Annotated in this window: 16 protein-coding genes; 1 reads left to right on the forward strand and 15 read right to left on the reverse strand. The window is 62.6% G+C overall.

The annotated features are described in order from the left end of the window. Nucleotides 1-43: 43 nt before the first annotated feature. The 15 genes from ACVXZ4_RS08295 to ACVXZ4_RS08365 all read right to left on the reverse strand — a co-directional run bounded on the left by ACVXZ4_RS08295 (nt 44) and on the right by ACVXZ4_RS08365 (nt 13,838). Nucleotides 44-532, reverse strand: a complete 489-nt coding sequence (locus tag ACVXZ4_RS08295; protein WP_461797745.1) for a hypothetical protein — start codon at nt 530-532, stop codon at nt 44-46. Nucleotides 533-553: 21 nt separating this feature from the next. Next, complete coding sequence (locus tag ACVXZ4_RS08300; protein ID WP_461797746.1) at nt 554-694, reverse strand: hypothetical protein; 141 nt, start codon at nt 692-694, stop codon at nt 554-556. Continuing rightward, the gene (locus ACVXZ4_RS08305) at nt 691-843 is read right to left on the reverse strand and encodes a hypothetical protein (RefSeq protein ID WP_461797747.1); all 153 of its coding nucleotides are present in this window, start codon (nt 841-843) and stop codon (nt 691-693) included. The genes ACVXZ4_RS08300 and ACVXZ4_RS08305 overlap by 4 nt, the downstream gene beginning before the upstream one ends. Nucleotides 844-988: 145 nt before the next feature. Continuing rightward, nucleotides 989-1,564 carry a hypothetical protein gene (locus ACVXZ4_RS08310; RefSeq protein WP_461797748.1) on the reverse strand — a complete coding sequence of 192 codons (576 nt, stop codon included), beginning with the start codon at nt 1,562-1,564 and terminating at the stop codon, nt 989-991. A 115-nt stretch (nt 1,565-1,679) separates the two neighbouring features. Next, a complete protein-coding gene (locus ACVXZ4_RS08315; RefSeq protein ID WP_461797749.1) occupies nt 1,680-2,126 on the reverse strand; it encodes a hypothetical protein in 447 nt (148 codons plus the stop codon). Nucleotides 2,127-2,416: 290 nt separating this feature from the next. Next, a complete protein-coding gene (locus ACVXZ4_RS08320) occupies nt 2,417-3,112 on the reverse strand; it encodes a J domain-containing protein (protein ID WP_461797750.1) in 696 nt (231 codons plus the stop codon). A 48-nt stretch (nt 3,113-3,160) separates the two neighbouring features. Beyond that, a complete protein-coding gene (locus ACVXZ4_RS08325) occupies nt 3,161-5,365 on the reverse strand; it encodes an FtsK/SpoIIIE domain-containing protein (protein WP_461797751.1) in 2,205 nt (734 codons plus the stop codon). Further along, a complete protein-coding gene (locus tag ACVXZ4_RS08330; RefSeq protein WP_461797752.1) occupies nt 5,362-6,300 on the reverse strand; it encodes a hypothetical protein in 939 nt (312 codons plus the stop codon). The genes ACVXZ4_RS08325 and ACVXZ4_RS08330 overlap by 4 nt, the downstream gene beginning before the upstream one ends. Further along, a complete protein-coding gene (locus ACVXZ4_RS08335) occupies nt 6,287-6,880 on the reverse strand; it encodes a hypothetical protein (protein WP_461797753.1) in 594 nt (197 codons plus the stop codon). Before ACVXZ4_RS08335 ends, ACVXZ4_RS08330 begins: the two co-directional genes overlap by 14 nt. 517 nt (nt 6,881-7,397) lie before the next feature. Continuing rightward, complete coding sequence (locus ACVXZ4_RS08340) at nt 7,398-7,616, reverse strand: hypothetical protein (RefSeq protein WP_461797754.1); 219 nt, start codon at nt 7,614-7,616, stop codon at nt 7,398-7,400. Nucleotides 7,617-7,691: 75 nt separating this feature from the next. Beyond that, nucleotides 7,692-8,165 (reverse strand): hypothetical protein, encoded by a 474-nt coding sequence (locus ACVXZ4_RS08345; protein ID WP_461797755.1) that lies wholly within the window; start codon nt 8,163-8,165, stop codon nt 7,692-7,694. A 20-nt stretch (nt 8,166-8,185) separates the two neighbouring features. Next, the gene (locus ACVXZ4_RS08350) at nt 8,186-8,584 is read right to left on the reverse strand and encodes a hypothetical protein (RefSeq protein ID WP_461797756.1); all 399 of its coding nucleotides are present in this window, start codon (nt 8,582-8,584) and stop codon (nt 8,186-8,188) included. A 56-nt stretch (nt 8,585-8,640) separates the two neighbouring features. Then, the gene (locus tag ACVXZ4_RS08355; RefSeq protein ID WP_461797757.1) at nt 8,641-9,474 is read right to left on the reverse strand and encodes a hypothetical protein; all 834 of its coding nucleotides are present in this window, start codon (nt 9,472-9,474) and stop codon (nt 8,641-8,643) included. A 175-nt stretch (nt 9,475-9,649) separates the two neighbouring features. Continuing rightward, nucleotides 9,650-11,191: a DNA polymerase gene (locus ACVXZ4_RS08360; protein ID WP_461797758.1), complete on the reverse strand. Its 1,542-nt coding sequence runs from the start codon at nt 11,189-11,191 to the stop codon at nt 9,650-9,652. A gap of 58 nt (nt 11,192-11,249) precedes the next feature. After that, nucleotides 11,250-13,838, reverse strand: a complete 2,589-nt coding sequence (locus ACVXZ4_RS08365) for a hypothetical protein (protein ID WP_461797759.1) — start codon at nt 13,836-13,838, stop codon at nt 11,250-11,252. A gap of 668 nt (nt 13,839-14,506) precedes the next feature. Between ACVXZ4_RS08365 and ACVXZ4_RS08370 the strand changes: the two genes are divergently transcribed. After that, on the forward strand, nt 14,507-15,373 hold the full coding sequence (locus ACVXZ4_RS08370) for a hypothetical protein (RefSeq protein WP_461797760.1): 867 nt from the start codon (nt 14,507-14,509) through the stop codon (nt 15,371-15,373). Nucleotides 15,374-16,717 lie beyond the last annotated feature (1,344 nt).

A 16,717-nucleotide genomic window follows, 5' to 3' on the forward strand; every position in this document is an offset into this window, starting at 1 on the left:
GGGAATTTCGGTGAGCAGAACTGGGGAATTTCAGTGAGCGCCGTCATCTGAACACGTCCAGCCTCTGATCACTACCAGACCACCAGGCCTGACAGTCGCCTGCAGTGATCTGCCCGTTCCATTGCTTGCTGATATAGAACCGGCCATGGCCATCGAGTTGGCAGGCCTTCCAGGCGATCAGCACCGGCTGCCGCTGATCTGCGGTCGGGTTCCACGCCGATGACGAGGCGATCGCGCCCGCTTTGTCCGCAGCTTTTTGGGAGCCGAACATGAACAGGATCTGACTTATAGGGGGCACATGTTGGTCCCACGAGACGGTGTAGTCGTGGGCCGGCCACACGCCTGGTACCACCGCAGACGCAGCGAGCCGCTGATGGCTGGTCTGCATGCCCTCCGCCATCGTTGCGGCGGTGCTGAGCGCGATTCCGCTGATGACGATGCTGGTGATCGCGATAGCGGTGCTTACCCACAGCAGCGCGATAGCGCCGACGGTGGCCGTGAGGGTTGGTATGGCGTGCGGGTTCAATTTCATGAAACGTCTTTCTTGGGGTGGCTAGCGGCGGCGGAGGGATCGCAAGAGGTTTCTGAATGCCCACCGGATCACCAGGAGCGCTGCAACGGCTGCGGCCCACATCGGTTGGTGGATGACCGACAGGACGAGTATGAGGAGCACGCCGGCGATCGTGGTCTTCACGAGCTGAGCCGATTGGTCTTGGCGGCCGCCCGGGGGTCATGGCGGACCGTCTCGTCTGAGGTGGTGTCGACGGCCGAGGAGGCTCGGACGTAGCGGGTGGCGCGGGGGCCGTTCTCGTCGGTTCCGGGCTTCAAGACGAGTTTGGTCATACAGTCGTGCCTCTCTAGTGGATGGGGTGGCGGTTAAGAGCTTGTAACTTGGATGTGCGCGGCTGTTTGGTAGATCATCGGATCTCGGGCGAGGAACCTTCAGACTCGCCCTCGGGCGCCTTGTGAGGGGCGCCCGGGGCAGAAGCTAATCGGCCGGCGCCTCAGTGCGGCGGACGTTGTAGACGAAGGCAAACGTGCCCTGGCCGTCGTCACCGCAGAAGTTGTCACCGTCGGTGTGAAGCTGAATGCCGAACTCGGCGAGGGCACGATTTGATGCCTTCTCGGGCCCTTCAAGGTCCTCATCCGGCCAAGCTCGTCCGTCGTCAGTCGCGAGCTCACCCTCGAAGATGCTCTTCTCACCGACCGTCAAGCGGGCGCTGTAGAACGCCTCATCCAGGATGAGTTCGCCGTCGTCATCCACCTCGTCATCCCTGTAGCCCTCGATGAAGATGGTGAGCTCATTGAACTCGTCGTCCGGGTTGGGGCGCTCGCCCCGGAGGCGGAGCGTCTTCGGGTCGATGCCCCTAGCGGCGAGGAGGTCCTGGAGCGCGGGGGCGAGCGGCTGGACCTTCCGCTTGGAGACCGGTGCCGGCGCGAGCGGAGCTACCGCGGCAACCGGCGGCTTGGTGACGGCTTCACGAGGCTCAACCGGGGTTCGCCCCGTGTGGTAGGCCTGCTTAAGCCCGTCGACACGGGTCTTGATGGTGCGCTTCGTGGGCATGAGGGGTAGTGCCTCTCATTTGGTGGTCTTTTGCCGCGACGAGGATTCGACGCGGTTGCTTACATGGGCTCTATGCGGGGTATGCCCGACCGGCTGTGGTCTTTTTTTCGGCGCGCTATCCGCCAGCCGCTGCGCCAGCCCGATGTCGGTCGAGTAGGGCCAGGCCTGCGGCTTCCCGCACGTACGGATCCCGGTCGCGGAGCCTCTCCTCCAGGTCGGCGGTGGGCTCAACCTCGATCACGTCAGCGAGAGCCGCGATCTGTTCGGCCGTTGCGCGATCTGCCGACGCGGCGGAAGCGTACTGCTCGCCGCGCACGTGATATTCGACGTCGCCGTTGCGGCGCGTGACCGCGGGGCCACCATCGCGGTGGCGCATACCAAAGGCGTACCAGGCCTCGGAGCCGTCAACGTCGGTTGAGCTTGGCCCACCCATACGGTGCGGCTCACCATGTCGGTACCAGGCGAGCGATCCATCGGTGCGACGGTGCGACGGCTCGTCGCCCTCGCTGTGGGGAAGGCCGTTGAGATACGTGAAGGTTCCGGCTGAGTTCTGGATGGTCACGAGCCCGGTCTCGGATGTGGTGGTGACTGGGGCGGCTGGTGCGAGCGGCCGCGGTTCTGGCATGGCTAGCTTTGCGACAGCCTCACGGGGCTTCGGGCCGACGGCCAGATGGTAGATCTGTTTGTGGCCGGCCGCTGTCATGATTTTAACGGGGGAGGTCGGGCGGGCGTTCGTCACAGGGGCTCCTCTGATGGTTGGTCTGAGCAGATGTGCTCACAACAAACATGTGCGCGGGGAGCTGCCCTAAAACCGCACCAGTTCATCCCGGGCGTGTCGCATTACGCTTCACCTCACTGGCGTTTTGGCCGTGCCCTTCGCTGCGCCCAAGCAGGTTGCACTGTCAATCGAAAGGCCGCGGCAGCGATCGCGTGAGCGGGTATCAGAGCGAGAACAGCCACCGGAACCTGGGCATCATCGACCAGGGCCGTCCCGGGCCACACCCCGGCGAGATACAGAGGAAGGGCGGCGCAACCCAACCCGATCGCGACGAGCAGCGGCCAGGGCGCGCGGCGGGTCACAGTGATCACGATCGGCAAGAAGGCCAGTATGCCGATGACTGGGCGAAAGGGCCCCTCCGGGCCGGCGAAGGTGTACCAGAGGGCAGTAGACGACATGGCGGTGGTGAGGAACCCTGAGACGATCGCCGTTCGGCTCAGGACCTTGTACTTGACGGGGGAGAAGGGGACTTGAGGTTGAGTCGGGGTGCGGTAGGCCGGCGGTTGGGTAGCCTCTTGGTGCTGCACGCGCGGTTCGGGCTCCGGCTCGTCGTGGAGCAAGGAACGAGCATACTCGCGGCGGCCGGCCGGGTCGGAGAGGGTGTCATACGCCTCAGTCAACTGCCGGGTGGTTGCCTCGGATTCAGGTGAGGAGCCGACCAGGTCGGGATGGTGTACCCGGATCAAGCGTCGGTATGCCGTCTTGATCTCGTCGGCAACGGCCAGAGGGTCAACGCCCAAGGTCTCGTAGTGAGTCGTCGTCATCGACATGGGTTCTCCTCTCCAGTGATGCGTGACTGTCTTGTGCGCGGTGGCGTGTCAGGCCCAGAAATCGGGCAAGGGTGTCGGCGCCGGCTCGAAAACCACTGGCTCGGCCGGCTCCAGATCGAGGTCGTCCAGCGTGAAGGTGAATTCCCGTTCCACGATCTCGGTCTCCGGCTCCCCGGTCTCCGGCACAGCCGTCCTACCCGGCTGCGGTGGCAACCACGGCAGCTCGACCCGAAGGTGGGCTGTACTCTTCGCAAGGCCTTCTACATCCGCGTCGGGTACCCAGAAGGCTCGCGCGCGCTTCGGGATGCGGGAGGTTTCATTCACGATGAAGCACACACCCTTGGCGTTCGCCGCGATCTCGTGAGCCAGACCACCAGCGGCACCCATCCCCTTGCCGAGCACGGTATCCGTCATGTCCCCCGTCGTCGTCGCAAAAGCGACGCGCTGCTGGATCAGATCTCGGAGTGCGGTCGGAATGACCGACCCCTCAGGTTTCTGGGTAGCTGTGAGCACAATGATCCCCGCGGCTCGGCCCTTCGCGATCAGCCGTCGGACCATCGTCGACCGTTGGAGGTCAGCTTCCTTCTCCTCCTTGTCGACGCCCACAGATACAAGATCGGCGAGCTCGTCGATCACGACACAGAGGAGAGGTCGCACAGTATCGAACTGTGCAGGAGTGAACTTCTTCAGTCCGTTGTCGTCTAGCCACTCGTAGCGGCGGTCCATCTCCTGAACCAATGCCTCTAGAAGCTGAGTTGCGTACTCATCCGTCTTCGAGATGCGGGTGAACCTGGAAGCCCACGGAGACAGCTCAACCCGTTTCGGGTCGAGACCGATGAGCGCCACGTTTTCCAGTCGGCTGATCCCGGCTAGGGCTGCCGTGATGCCACCCGACTTTCCACCACCGGGGATACCACCGAAAAGTAGATTCGTCTCCAGTAGCCCTAGGCTGACGAGCTCGCCGTCGGCGCCCATGGCGAACGGGAATCGCTCATGGCTTACCGGTGCGTCCCATGGGTACGGTTGCACAGCTGCAAGAGGATCGGTCTGTCGCTCGAATCGCATGGTTCCGCCGGCGACGTCATCCTCGACCACCCAGTAGGCGTCAGCGACTGGTACGAGCGCGCGGATGGCCGTCTGATAGTGATCGATGCGCTTTACTGCGTCAAGCTCTGCCGGGTACCTGGTGAACGTGACCGCGCCGGGTTGACCGTCCCTGTGCGGGGCGAGCAGGATCTCCAGGTCCCACGGGTTCTTCGCACCGACGAGCTCGGCAAGACGACGGCGAAGCTCCGTGGTCTCAGAGGGAAGCTGCCCGCAGAACGCCTCTCCGTACTGGGGCAGCCAATGGATCAACTCCAGGTTCTGTGTGCGCGCGAAGACCTCGACGTCGTGGGCGCGAGCCGGGCTGATGCCGGGCGCGAGCCTGAAGAGATAGTGGAAGGCCCGGCTGGCTGTGTCCGGCATCTTGATCGTGTGGCTCACCAAGCCACCGCTGCGCCGCATCATCTCGCGCCGCTCTGCTTCGGCCGGATCGCGGGTGAGGGGTAGCAGCACCAGCTGCTGTTGGTTACTCGCTGCTCCAAGCACCCACTCGGGCATCTCCCTCGCCAGGTTGTCGTTCGCATCGGCCAGCGAAAGCCCCGGCGGCGCCGGCACGACATGAAGTTCGTCGCGTGCTGAACCACGGAGCGAGATTCCAGCCTTCTCCAGCCAGAGATTCTCTGAGCCCGCCCCCGGAAACGCCTTCGCCAAGCTCGCCGCGTACTGGAGCCTGATCTTTTCCTGTGTAGCCGAGCCGGAGCTGTGCGACCGCGCTGCGAACACCGAGAAGCCAATCCAGCAGGCAACGGAAAGGGCTGCCACTGGCCACCGGTGGGCTGCCAGGAAGGTCGCGATCGACGGTGCAAGGTGAGAGATCGACGGTGCCCAAACAGTGGTGGCGATTGGGAGCGCGATTCCTGTGGCAATGGTGAACGCAGCGAACGGAATGCGGGTCGCCGCGCCCCACCCCGCCAGCGTGTTGGTGGCGGATGTTGACGCCGACAAGCCACCGAGCGCAAGCGCGGCGGCAACGGAGAGGACGAGAGCGACGCCTAGGGCGACCGGCTCACCAGCGAGGGCGGAGACGACGATGGCGAGGCAAGCCAGGGCGATCGCGAAGAACCACTTTTTCGCTGGGATTCGATAGTCGTGCCGTTTCCGGTCAGTGAGGTCATCGACAGTATTCGCGATGAAGCGAGACTTGCTCATGATAGATTTCCTCCAGTTGGCAGTGTGAATCCACGCGGCCGGTACTCGCCTGGCTCGATCTGTGTCGGCTGTGGCCGGTCGGTATTCGTGAAGGCGGCGAGGCGCCAGGCTGCGACGCCGGCCGCGGCGATCAGGACGGCCGCCGCAGAGACGAGCAGGGGTTGACCGAGCGCGGCCAGGACGATTGCGAGGGCCAGGGCTGAGGCAGCGAGCGGCGCGGTCACCTTCCAGTCGCGGAAGGCAGGTCGAAGGATCTGCATCGAAGGTCGTTCGCTGTCGAAGCGGCGCAAGATGGCGATGAATACTGCGGCGGCTGTGATCAGCGCCACCGCGAGTGCGGGGACTGCGGTCAGCAGGCCAGATCCAGCCGGTCGGATGAAAGCTGTCGCGATTGCAGCTGCTGCCGCGATTCCCGCTGCTGACACCTGAACGATGGGGCGGGGGATGAAGTATGAGACGGCTGCTACAGCGAGGGTGAGCAGGCCTGTGAGTGCGAGCCAGATGATGTTGGTGGAGATCGTGACTTGGCCGGCTGCGGCTGCGGTTATCGCCGGCGCCGGCGCCGCGGCTGCGGGCTTCGCCGACTTTGCTGGGGCTGCCTTCGCGACCGGCTGAGCCGTCTCGGTCACCATTCCAGCGTTGACAAACGCCGTGTGACCTTCAAAACGGACGGGGATCCAGGCGCCACCGTAAATGCTGGCCGGCCCATGGACTGCAGTCCCGCTGGCCAGATACTCCTGACCCCACTTGAGGTCGCCGATCTCATCCGCCCGGGAAGAAGCTGCTGATCTGACGCTGACGAGATAGAAGCCGTCAGCAATTTTGACCTGATGATCAAAGACCGGCGCCGCCGCCGTATCGGCGAATGCAGCCGAGCCGCCGGCGAGCATACCGCCGGCGATGAGAAGCGCGGCGATCGCCTTAGCGAACAACATCGGTGCCTGGTTTCTTGCGCAGCCTCGAAACGGCCCGGTTCGCCGCCGTGCCGAGAGCGAGGACACCGCGTTCGAGACCAGTGGAGAGATCGACACCTTCGGCCTCTTCCACGCCGGAGACGGCGGCGGCGTAGCCAATTGCGAGACTCAGAAGCCAAGCTGCTGCCGCCAGCAGCTGGCCGACGGTCAGGATGAACAGGGAAGTTGCGATCCCTGCGACCGCAAGCACGCCGGCCGCGATCGCGACGGTGCGCCACGGGCGGCTGTACTTGAGGAGGGTGTGAAGATCATCGACGAGGGTGCTTGGTGTCACCGGGATTGATCGAAGTGCCGCTCGATTACGCACGAGAAGGAACCATCCCAGAATGCCGGCCCCCACCGCCGGGAGAGGGCCCGCGAGCGCGACCGTTGCCATAGGGACGCCGATCGCCCAGAAGAAGGCCGATATCTTCCGCAGCCGAGCGAAGTGGGCGGGGTCGGTGGTCTGAACGCTGTGCGGGCGGTCGTGAACCCAGGTGGCCGTGACGGCCCGAAAGATGAATTTGGCTGTATGCCCGGCCAGCCAGGTTGCTGGGCCCACCCGGAGATGTGCGGAGGCAGCAGGCGCAGCGGGCTGCACGGCGGGCACCTGCGGAGCAGGCGCTGCTGGGGGAACCGCGGTTGCTTGCTGCGATGGGGTACGTCGTACCAGGTCCATGGGGGGGGCTCCTCTCTATCAGTATTGCGGTGGCTGTGGGAATCAACGTCCCCTATGGATGTGTACGGCGCGGACCGAGAATCACGAACGAGTATTCTTTTTTCTCCTTGCCCAGCCCCATCACTGCCGAGCGCCGTCACGAAGCCCTGCATGGTCACATCGGCACGGCGCTACGGTTCAGGACGAATGTTGACCGAGTCTCCCCAACCCGCTCGGTATGCCCATGCGGGAATACCGCCTTCACCGTGGAGAGACCGAACAGTAATGGTCCGGCCGCTCACGGTGACGAGGACGTTACCGTGGTCAGTACGGCTGACGATGTCAGCCCGCTCATCAGGCGAGGTCCCCTTGCTCACACGGATACGGACGACCGAGGGTGATATGTCGGTGATTGAGGTGATCACTTCGCCACCCTCGGCGCGATCGCGGCGGCGGCGACCAGGAGGGTAGCGAAGCCCGCCAAACCGATGAGATCGGTGGCTAGCGAGCTTGTGCCAATGCCGATGAAGAGCACCGCTGTAATAGTGGTTGAACCGAGTTTCCAAATAGCGCTGGAGCGTACGTGGGCGGTCAGCGCACTGACCGGGTTCTTTTTGTTGGTGATGGTGGTGGCGGTCATGAGATGGATCCTTTGCTGGTTGATGTTGCGGAGGGGGTGAATGGTCTTACGAGAAATCGTCGGCGATGGTTCCGACTACAACCGGGGTGCCTCGACCGGTTCGCTGGGCCAGACGACGTCGACTCGGCGAATGTCGACATAACCAATGTCCAGGAGCAGCTGGCGGAGTAGGTCCGGCCAGGCATCCTTGGCGTGAGGCGAGAACGATGTGACCTCAAACTGATCGACGTCGCCGCCCTCGTACCGCTCGCAGCGCGCGCCGGCCCGGTGGAGATCACTTCGGAGAACGACCGCCTCTTGACGGTCCGATGCGAGCACACCGCCCACGAAGACGCCCCCGTTGGGTGTTGTGGCTACCTCGATAGGGACGCGGCAACGGTTCCGTTGGTGGTTGGCGAGGAGGTCCCGCTTCTGCTTGGCATGGAGCTCTGCCTGACTCAGTCCGGACTCGCCGTTGATGATGGCCTCATAGTCGGAAATCAAGCTGTCCGACGCTCCAGCGGCGTAAAAGCCGCAAATCGTGTCTTCGGTATCTGTTTGGTAGGACATGTTTTTTCGATTCCTTTCAGCTAGACGAGGTGGAGGATGGGGGATGAGGTGACCGCGGTCTCAGCAATTGGCCGGGCGAAGAAGACCACACCACCCCAGATGTTTTTCAGCTTGAGGATCAGGGGGAACTCCGGATCGATCATCACGAGGCCCCTGCGGCCGACTCGCACTGTCAGCGACTCAATGTGAATCCGACTCAGGATCGCCTCATGAAGGGTCCGGTCATCAAGGAAGTACGCCGGCAGATCCGGGTTGCCGTAGACGAGCGCCGCGCGGAACCGGCGGACACTCTTCGACGTCACTGATAGCTTCCTGCCCGTCCGGACGATGATTTGCAGTTTCGTTTGGCGTGCAGCCCGGTCGAAGACGCTCGGCTCAATGCCGGCCTCGCCTTCGGTCTGGGCCTGGGTGTCGCTCATCGTGTTCCTCTTCCAATCGTTGGTCCCTTGTTGCTCTTACCTGAGTGGGGACGCTCTTACCCCACAAGGCGAGATGCGCCCTCGAACCGTTTCTGGGCTCGTACAATCTGTGCCACCGATGCTGGGTCGACTCCGGTGAGTTCCGCCTCGACGGAACCCATCTCGCCCCGGCGGGAACCGAAGAGGAGAGCAACGAGTGCGTTCCATTCCGGGCTCGCCATGTCGAAGCTGGAGCGGAGCGTGTGGCTGCGGGTCAGGACGTCAGCTGCCATCTTGGGGGTGGTCGCGCCCACGACAGCCGCGTCCAAGAGCGCTTCCACCATCGACTCGGCGACCAGCTTGGTATGGCCGTGCTTTGTCAGCAGAATCACCGCGGTACGGAGGGCGAGGGTCTTGAAACCGCCCTGACGGTCATCTGCCTTGGGAGTGGCGATGGATGCGGCGAGCTCCAGGTCGGCGAAATGGTCCTGCTCGGGCTCTACGAAATCATCGCGGCGCATAGCCGCCACGGAGGTGAGCAAACGCTGGGCGCGGTGCTCACGGGCGAGCTCCCGCTTGACTGCCTGCCGTGTCCATCCCCAGGGGTTCGTCGCGCTGTGGACCTCTGTGGAACCCTTCCACACCTGCCAGGCAGCGGCTGCGGCGTCCAACTCGTCCATGCCTTGGCGCCGGGCGGTGCCGGCGAGCTTTTCACCAGCGAGCTTGAGGAGGTCGGAGCCACGGCGGGTGTCCCAGCCGGTGATGACCTTGCCCATGGCAGTGGTGAAGGTCTGGTGGCTGCGGATGAAGTCCAACTCCGCGAGGAGGTGAGCGTTGGTGCCACGAATTGACGCGTCGCCGTTCTGGGGGTAGGTGTGTCGTGTGGCACTGATCTGGTCGTTGTTCCGCAAGGTTTTGCCCCGTCCTAGGAAGGTGAGGGGCCGGAAATCTCCGGCCTTAACCGCTAGAGGGCGGGGGCGCGCAAGAATGGATCGGGGTTGAACGACGAAGACCCCCGGAATCACTGTGATTCCGGGGGTCTGGAGAACTGCTTGGCCCCCGAACTGGGGGTAAAAAATGGGGTAGCTACTTCCCCCAGCGACCTCGATGCACCTTCGCCGTGCCGGTGAGTACAACGCCGTCACCAAGATCGACCGTCATCGCCTGGCGAAGGACCTCGGAGGTCTCTTCTGCCTTCCCGCGGGGGGAGAGCACGAATAGCTCGTCGTGGAGTGGGAAGTACAGAGCCGACTCGCCGAGCAGGGCAGCAGCGCGGCGCACGCCCGCACCCCATGCGTCTCGGGCGGATCCTTGAGTCAGAAGATTCGTTGCGAGTCCCGGCCGGGAGGCCTTTTCACCGAGACTGGGTAGCGGGCGTCCTGTCAGTGTGGTCAAGCGCTCACCGCGGACGGCACGGGTCGTCTGCTCCCTACTCCACGCCTCGATCTCGGGGAACAATTCTCGGCACCCTCGAAATGTGTTGGCCGCCTGCTCTTCACCGACCGTTTTCGTCAAGGTAGTGATTCCGAGTCCGTATGCCCAGGCGATCAATCTCCATTTCTCGTCGCTTCGGCTTCGCCCTGTGAACTCAGCAAGCTCGGAGTACGGGTCACCGTCCATCACTCGCTTCGTAAATGCGGGGTCACCAATGAGCCGAGCGAGCACACGGAGCTCGGCGTTGCTGTGATCGAACGCGATGATGTCGTGCCCTGGTTCGGCGAGAAACACGCCGCGCAGTTCGGCGGGGTGCCCTTGCATGCCTGGTGAGGCCACCGCCATTCGGCCGCTCGCCGCTGAATTCGTTTTGATGATCGGTCGAACTCTGCCGTCATCCTCGACCTTCTTGGATACACCGTCGAGGAGTTGCACGCGCTTCAACGTGGAATGGGTGGCCTTATACGCTGCCCAGGTCTCGGTGTGTTCCGGCGGCATGTCGGTGGTGTCGCATGCAGATGGCCAGGTGTACCCATAGTCGTCGCCCCGTTCGAACTTGACGCCGATCGACGTCAACCACGCTTCCTTGGTGGCGTCGGCCCGGCGGATGTCGATGCCGAAGTTTCGAGTGAAGTCCGCTAGCTCGCGGTGACGCGCCTGCCGTTCAATCCTCATGAGCTGCTCATCGATGAGATAGCCGCGGCGAGCGACTGCGCGCCACATCCGATCCTCATCTTCGATCCAGTGGGCGTGTTGTCGCTCGATCCGAGGTGCGGCGTTATGCGCCAGCATGAGCGCTGCAAGGGCCCGACCTGACAGGAGTTCAGATTTGTCCTTTTGGGGCGCGAGGGCCCGGTCTACGGTCCGTGCGCACCAGATGCGGGGGCATCCCAGAGCAGCAAAGAACTCTCGGTGTATCTTCTCTTGCATTGCCGCGTCCGATGCCCACAGTTTTCGGTCGGTGACAGCGGCTTTGGCGAAGAGGGCTTTGGCTGCGTCCACACCTGCCACGGTGAGGACCCCTCCGGCAGCACTTGTGAGCCGGACCGATTTTGTGGCGGAGGAGAGCTCGATGGCGAGCGGGCCCGGGTTCGCGGCCAGCCATTCGTCGACAGACAGCGAGCGCTTTCCTGAGATTTCGATCCCGAGAGCTGGCGGAGACGACTGTGTTTCGGCAATGGTTGGGGTGGTCATGCGAGGCTTCCTATTCGGTGAGTGTCACTCGATTGGGGACAGCTCCACCCCACCCCGATCAGGCGGCCTCTGGCGTCTCCGCCCTTACTGACGTGGCCTTCTCATCTGCCTCGGTCACCTCGCCGGTCCACAAGGTCATCGGGATTGCCAGCGCCTTGGTCTTCAGGCCGTTGAGGGTGACTGTCTTGTAGAGCTTTCCGCCGCCATCAGTCACGGACTGGCCCGCAAATGCCTTCAGAAGATCCCGCTCACTGAGGTCGCGGAATGCCTTCTCCGTCGACAACACCCCCAGAGCGTCCCTCGGTAGCAGCGCCAGGAACTGTGGGTTGTCGCCCCGGCCGTTGACGACACCGCCGAGAATCCTTGACTGCGGGGTGGGTGGAACCACCGGCACGGAACCATTGAGAGCCGTCCAGCCCGGAATCCATGCCTGTCCTGTCGCCACCGCCGAGCGGAGGGAGTTCAATATCGGCTCGTAGTCGGCAACTTCGTTGGAAACAACGTTCGTCGTCCCGTGGTACAGCGCGGTTGCACTGATGATGCGAGTGCAGTCTGTTCCGAGTTCCGAGCGACGCTCCTGCGTCAATGCCCCGGTGAAGAGGAGGTAGTCAAACCATGTCTGCATGCCGTGGTCCACGACGCTGCTGACCTCCCGGACGCGGATTGAGACAGGGAGGTCCCCACGAGCGTCTTCGAGCTTCTGTCGGGCCTTCGCCTGCGCATCCTTCCAAGCAGTGATGCTGCCCGCATCTTCCATCTGGGTGAGAACCCAGCGAATGAACAACGCGAGGTGTCTGGTGGCCAGCCCGTTGACCGCGAGCTCCTCGAATTTTCTGGAGTTCCCGCTCCGGAAGATGTTTCCCTTGATCCCCACTGGGTAGAACCGCTCCTTGGTGCTCGCGAGGTCGTCGCCGTCGGGCATTTGTTCTCCGATGATTCCCCGCATTGGGGAGGAGAGGTCGGGCGAACCGATCTCCCAGAGCCCAGTGGCGCGATCTTGGACATTCGCCGCGTACCCAGCCGAGCCCCCGGCGTAGCCCGGACGTACGACCATCTCGACCGCGGAGGCTTGCGCATCTCCGGCGAAGCCCTTCTTCTTCCGGGCGTCGTCGAACAGGATGAACAGGGATTCGAGACCGTTACCCGCCTTGGCGGTGTTCTTGGCGCTGTGGTCGATGGCAGCCATGGTGTTCCCATCGACGCCGAAGTGCGGTGTGAGGTGTCCAGTAACCGCCTGGGCGATCGTGCTCTTGCCCGAGCCCTTCGGGCCGAACAGAACGGGGACTGCCCCCACTCCCAAACCAGCAACGGCATGTATCGCCGGACCCCACAGGCAGAACCAAGCGTTGGGGTCGGCGAGTTCCTCCATCAGCGCAAGGGTGTTCTCGGCTGCGGCCCGCTCATCCTCGGTTGTGATCCCGGCGGTGTCAGCGATTTCGATGGCTGACATCTTCAGGGAGAGCTTCGATTTCGCCAGCTGGGTGCGGCCAGAGACGGTGGCGAAGCCGGCAGGGTGTGCAAAGCCGATGACCCCGTTCTCAAGCTCCTTGTAGCCGGTGCGCTTGAGGACAACGATCTCCGGAACCAGATCGGATTCGAACCCGCGGATGGCGGCTGCGATCGCCTTACTCGCATCGGTCGCGGTCGATTCCACAATCTTCGTCCCCCCGGGGACGCGGTTGAGCCAGCGACGCGGTTGAGCCAGCTCCTCATCGAGGATCGAAGTTACTTCGCGAGCGGTTCGCCGACCGTCCCGCGTTGCGACCACTTCCAGGTCATGCATATACGTTGCCGACTCCCCGCGAGGGTCCAAGAAGTCGTCATAAATCCGATATGTGCGTTGGATCCGAGCGCTCGCTTCGAGGAGCACCTCCCGCTTGCCGCCGTCTTGTGGTCGATAGATGAGGCCTTCCTCGTCGTCTACGACGGGAGCGATCGTGTCTCGGGTGGTCGCGGTCGTGGTCGGCTTCTTCGGCCGGCGGCCTAGTCCCGCAGATGCTCCACTGAGCATGTTCTCCAGATACGCAGCCTTATCTACGATTGCGCCGAGGAGGTCCGCGAGCTCGAACCCATTGGAGGAGATGAAGGCAACGGTCTTGGCGCCGAGAGTGGTGAGGTGCTTGCCGAGCTTCTCGGCCTGAATGAAGGTTTCAAAATCTTCGGTATCGCCGAGCGCGATATAGACCTTGCTGTCCCGCTCCTTCCGGACGAGCTTGACGAGATCGGGGTGGGGTGCTCCGTTGACTGCCAGCCACTCCGACGGGGTGGGGAGCCCCACGACCAGAAGGTTCTCGTGGACTGCGCCGAGGACTGCTTCGAAGTTCGATGCTCCCGACACGACCAGGGTGCGGGCGGCTCTGCCGACCTCATCCTCTTGCTTGGGGTCGATCCGGATGGTCTGGCCGGCAGCCAACAGGTCCTCTTCGACGATCTCGTCCACGTGCATCTCCAGATTCTGGGAAAGCTGCGTGCTTCCCTCTGTCTGGTGGGGGACACCACCACCCCACGCGGACGGTTCGGAGGGCCCTATGGTCGTGCGGTCGAGTTTTTTTGAGACCGTCCCTATTGCTATGTCTACCTCTTTATTGAGAAGAGATCCTTGTTGCGCTATCGCGGTTATTTCGGATCCGATAAGACACCCCCTCATGCAGCTACATATACTCAGGTTCTCGGCCCCGTATATGTGCACATGGGGAGGGGTGTCTTATACGTCGCACTCCGCAGCAATAAGCGGAGGGCAAAGAGGCCCAAGCCCCTGTGCTCATTGGGATCCGGTGGATCAAAGCACCCCCACTATTGCGCAATAAGGAACGCAGCGGCCGTTTTTGGTTCCGAAATAGTGGCCAGAGGTCGAGGTTTTAGGACGTCAGCTGGAGGGTCCGCGCCTGAGTCGCTTCATTTCGTTACGAATGGATCCTCGATTGAGCCGACGACCGCGGCCGAGTCTCGCGAACATGGAGTCCCGGTCAGAGTCCGATCAGTTATTCCGCCAGGTACGAGCGCTCGAGAACCGCCGAAAGACGCGAAAGGTGTTTAGCCAGTGCTCGCCGAGCTCAGACGTCAGGGCTCTCGTCCTGTGATTATCTGGATCCACCGGGGAGCATGAAGCAGTGAGCGAGTCCTTGACCGCGACTCCGCTATGTCGAGTTGTTTAGCCTCCCGCGATTCGTGTCTCTCTATAGACAAATCTGTCCACCAGAGGTAGTTTGTCCTCCATTAGGGCCCAAACATAGCCTCACGCCTAGCCCCGGAAGCGTGCGGCGCCGCAGTCTGACTCGCCAAATAGACGATTTTCCGTTGCCTAGTGAGGTTTGAATGGGATCGATTCATATCCAGAACTTCCCGCATGATGGCACGGGCGCTGGAACCGTTGTCTACGAGGTTATAGGGGCCACAGCCGTTAGCAGACTCGATCTGCCCTCGACCGGACGAAACATTGAGGTCCACAACGAGACAAGCGAGACCATTGAAGTGCATATTTCGCAGCCAGACGGCACTTCGACGGTGTCAACGATTGAGCCTGGAAGCACTTTTCTGGAGTTGGATCCCAATGCTTCCCCCGCAGCACTCACGACGGTCCCCTACCAGTCATCGGAAGCTGCTGACAAGCCCATCGAGTCGGACGCGGTTGGCAACGCACTGGCCGGTCTTGCAATCGCGGCCGGATACCTCGGTGGGCGCGTGATTATTACTGGAGCAGCGGGCGTCACGCTTCTGGGAATCGCGGGGCACTTTACTGGCGAGGCTGCCCTCCTCATCACCGAAACAATCCTTGATGGGGCGAAAAAAGAACCGAGCGATCCGGGAAATACTTACATTGGGGAAGCGGACGACCCGGGCTTTCAAGCTGGCGAGCCCACCTACATTGGGGAGGTTGACGACCCGGGCTTTCAAGCTGGCGAGCCCACCTATATTGGGGAGGTTGACGACCCAGGCTTTCAAACTGGCGGGCCTACCTACATTGGCGAGGTCGGCGACCCGAACTTTCAGGGCGGGGATGGCACCTATGTAGGGGAGGCCGACACACCTTCTTTTGTAAGCGATGGAGCGGTCTACATCGGCGAAGTTGACGACCCAGGATTCGTCAATGGTGGCGAGCAACAATCGACGCCCGATAACAGCAACGCCAACAACGCGAACACGGGCGACGGGAGCACCACCGGTGACGGAAATGATCCTTAACCTCGCCATCAGCACGCATCCCCGATCGGGCAGCGAATGAGCGCCTCGTGCTCGCCGTCGATCGTCGGACCAGTGTCTGAGTGGTCGTCAAGTTTCTTGCTCAACGGTTGTGTTCCTGGGGCAGCTCTGACGGTGACGGCTGTACACGGAAATATGCGGCAGATCGTCGGCAAGTCGGTGGCTCAGTCGGGCACCGTCCGTGTCCCGATCCTGATCGGCGCAGTCCTCAAACCAGCGAGCCAGCTCTTCGCTACGCAAGTCGTGAGCGGAGTTCCGAGCGTCGAGCCGAACCGCCTGGTCTGGACGAGCATTTCCGCGGCCCCGACTGCTGGGGCACTGGGCAACCCGACTGTAGTGAGCCACTTGTGGGAGCACGGCCAAGAGATTCAAGTTAGTGGAACGTTTCCTGGGGCGATCGTCGAAGTCTTGGTCGGGGGTCTGCTGGTGGGCGCCGCGGATTCGAGAGAGTCTAAGGCGAGGGTGCCGATTCCTGCCGGCCTGCCATCTGGGGGATCAGTGATCACTGTGACTGAATCCTCTCCGTCTGGGTACCCCCCGCTAGCTGGAACCGCACCCTCAACGGTGGGCCATGTGAACAGCTTGCCGCTGAAAATCGGCTCACAGCTACCCAGCCCAACGGCGCCGCAGGATCCTCCTGCTGCCGGATGTGAATCCTCAATGCTCGTTGGTGGGGTCATCGATGGAGCCACGGTAAAACTAACGCGCGAGGCGGGCAGCAACGCAGAGTCGCGAGTTTTTGACCTGAGTGAATTGCGATGGACCATGAACCCGCGGATTGCGATGGGCGGCGAGAAGTTTGAGATCACACAATACTTTCCTCGCGCGGAATATCAAATGTCGGCGCCCTTGTTTGTCACCGCTGTTCCGGCCCGGGATCCACAACCTCCTCAGTTCCGAGCGCCGTGCAGACAGGCATCCGTGATCTCAGTAACGGGCCTTCTGACTGGGGCCGAAGTCGTTGTAGGGGATGTGACGACTGACGAGTCGGGCGTTTCCGGTGAGTTGGAGTATGCCGCTGGCCAAGTCGGCGACGGCTCTACGTCGTTAACGATCAACCTACCGCCGCTGCAGGGGACGGCGCTAAGAGTGACCCAAACTCTCTGCGGTCGCAGTGCATTCACGTTGCAAGACTTTGGATCTCCGCCTTCGCAAGACGCCCCTCGAATTGGCTACCAGCCATTCGCCTGCGCGACGACCGTGCGGGTTGAGGGGGCTAGCCTTGGCGGATTTGTCGAGATCCGTGCCCGGACTCGGCAGACACCCTCAGGTTCCATCTCCGTGATCAGCGATCGGATATCCGTTGAATCGGAGGCTATTGACGTC

Source organism: Lacisediminihabitans sp. FW035, from assembly GCF_054880895.1.

Excerpts from the sequence above, each read along its gene's own strand:
- ACVXZ4_RS08320 (WP_461797750.1), bottom strand. The coding sequence starts at position 3,112 with ATGTCGATGACGACGACTCACTACGAGACCTTGGGCGTTGACCCTCTG.
- ACVXZ4_RS08370 (WP_461797760.1), top strand. The coding sequence starts at position 14,507 with ATGGGATCGATTCATATCCAGAACTTCCCGCATGATGGCACGGGCGCT.
- ACVXZ4_RS08295 (WP_461797745.1), bottom strand. The coding sequence starts at position 532 with ATGAAATTGAACCCGCACGCCATACCAACCCTCACGGCCACCGTCGGC.
- ACVXZ4_RS08340 (WP_461797754.1), bottom strand. The coding sequence starts at position 7,616 with ATGACCGCCACCACCATCACCAACAAAAAGAACCCGGTCAGTGCGCTG.
- ACVXZ4_RS08310 (WP_461797748.1), bottom strand. The coding sequence starts at position 1,564 with ATGCCCACGAAGCGCACCATCAAGACCCGTGTCGACGGGCTTAAGCAG.
- ACVXZ4_RS08305 (WP_461797747.1), bottom strand. The coding sequence starts at position 843 with ATGACCAAACTCGTCTTGAAGCCCGGAACCGACGAGAACGGCCCCCGC.
- ACVXZ4_RS08330 (WP_461797752.1), bottom strand. The coding sequence starts at position 6,300 with ATGTTGTTCGCTAAGGCGATCGCCGCGCTTCTCATCGCCGGCGGTATG.
- ACVXZ4_RS08360 (WP_461797758.1), bottom strand. The coding sequence starts at position 11,191 with ATGACCACCCCAACCATTGCCGAAACACAGTCGTCTCCGCCAGCTCTC.
- ACVXZ4_RS08350 (WP_461797756.1), bottom strand. The coding sequence starts at position 8,584 with ATGAGCGACACCCAGGCCCAGACCGAAGGCGAGGCCGGCATTGAGCCG.
- ACVXZ4_RS08345 (WP_461797755.1), bottom strand. The coding sequence starts at position 8,165 with ATGTCCTACCAAACAGATACCGAAGACACGATTTGCGGCTTTTACGCC.
- ACVXZ4_RS08325 (WP_461797751.1), bottom strand. The coding sequence starts at position 5,365 with ATGAGCAAGTCTCGCTTCATCGCGAATACTGTCGATGACCTCACTGAC.
- ACVXZ4_RS08365 (WP_461797759.1), bottom strand. The coding sequence starts at position 13,838 with ATGAGGGGGTGTCTTATCGGATCCGAAATAACCGCGATAGCGCAACAA.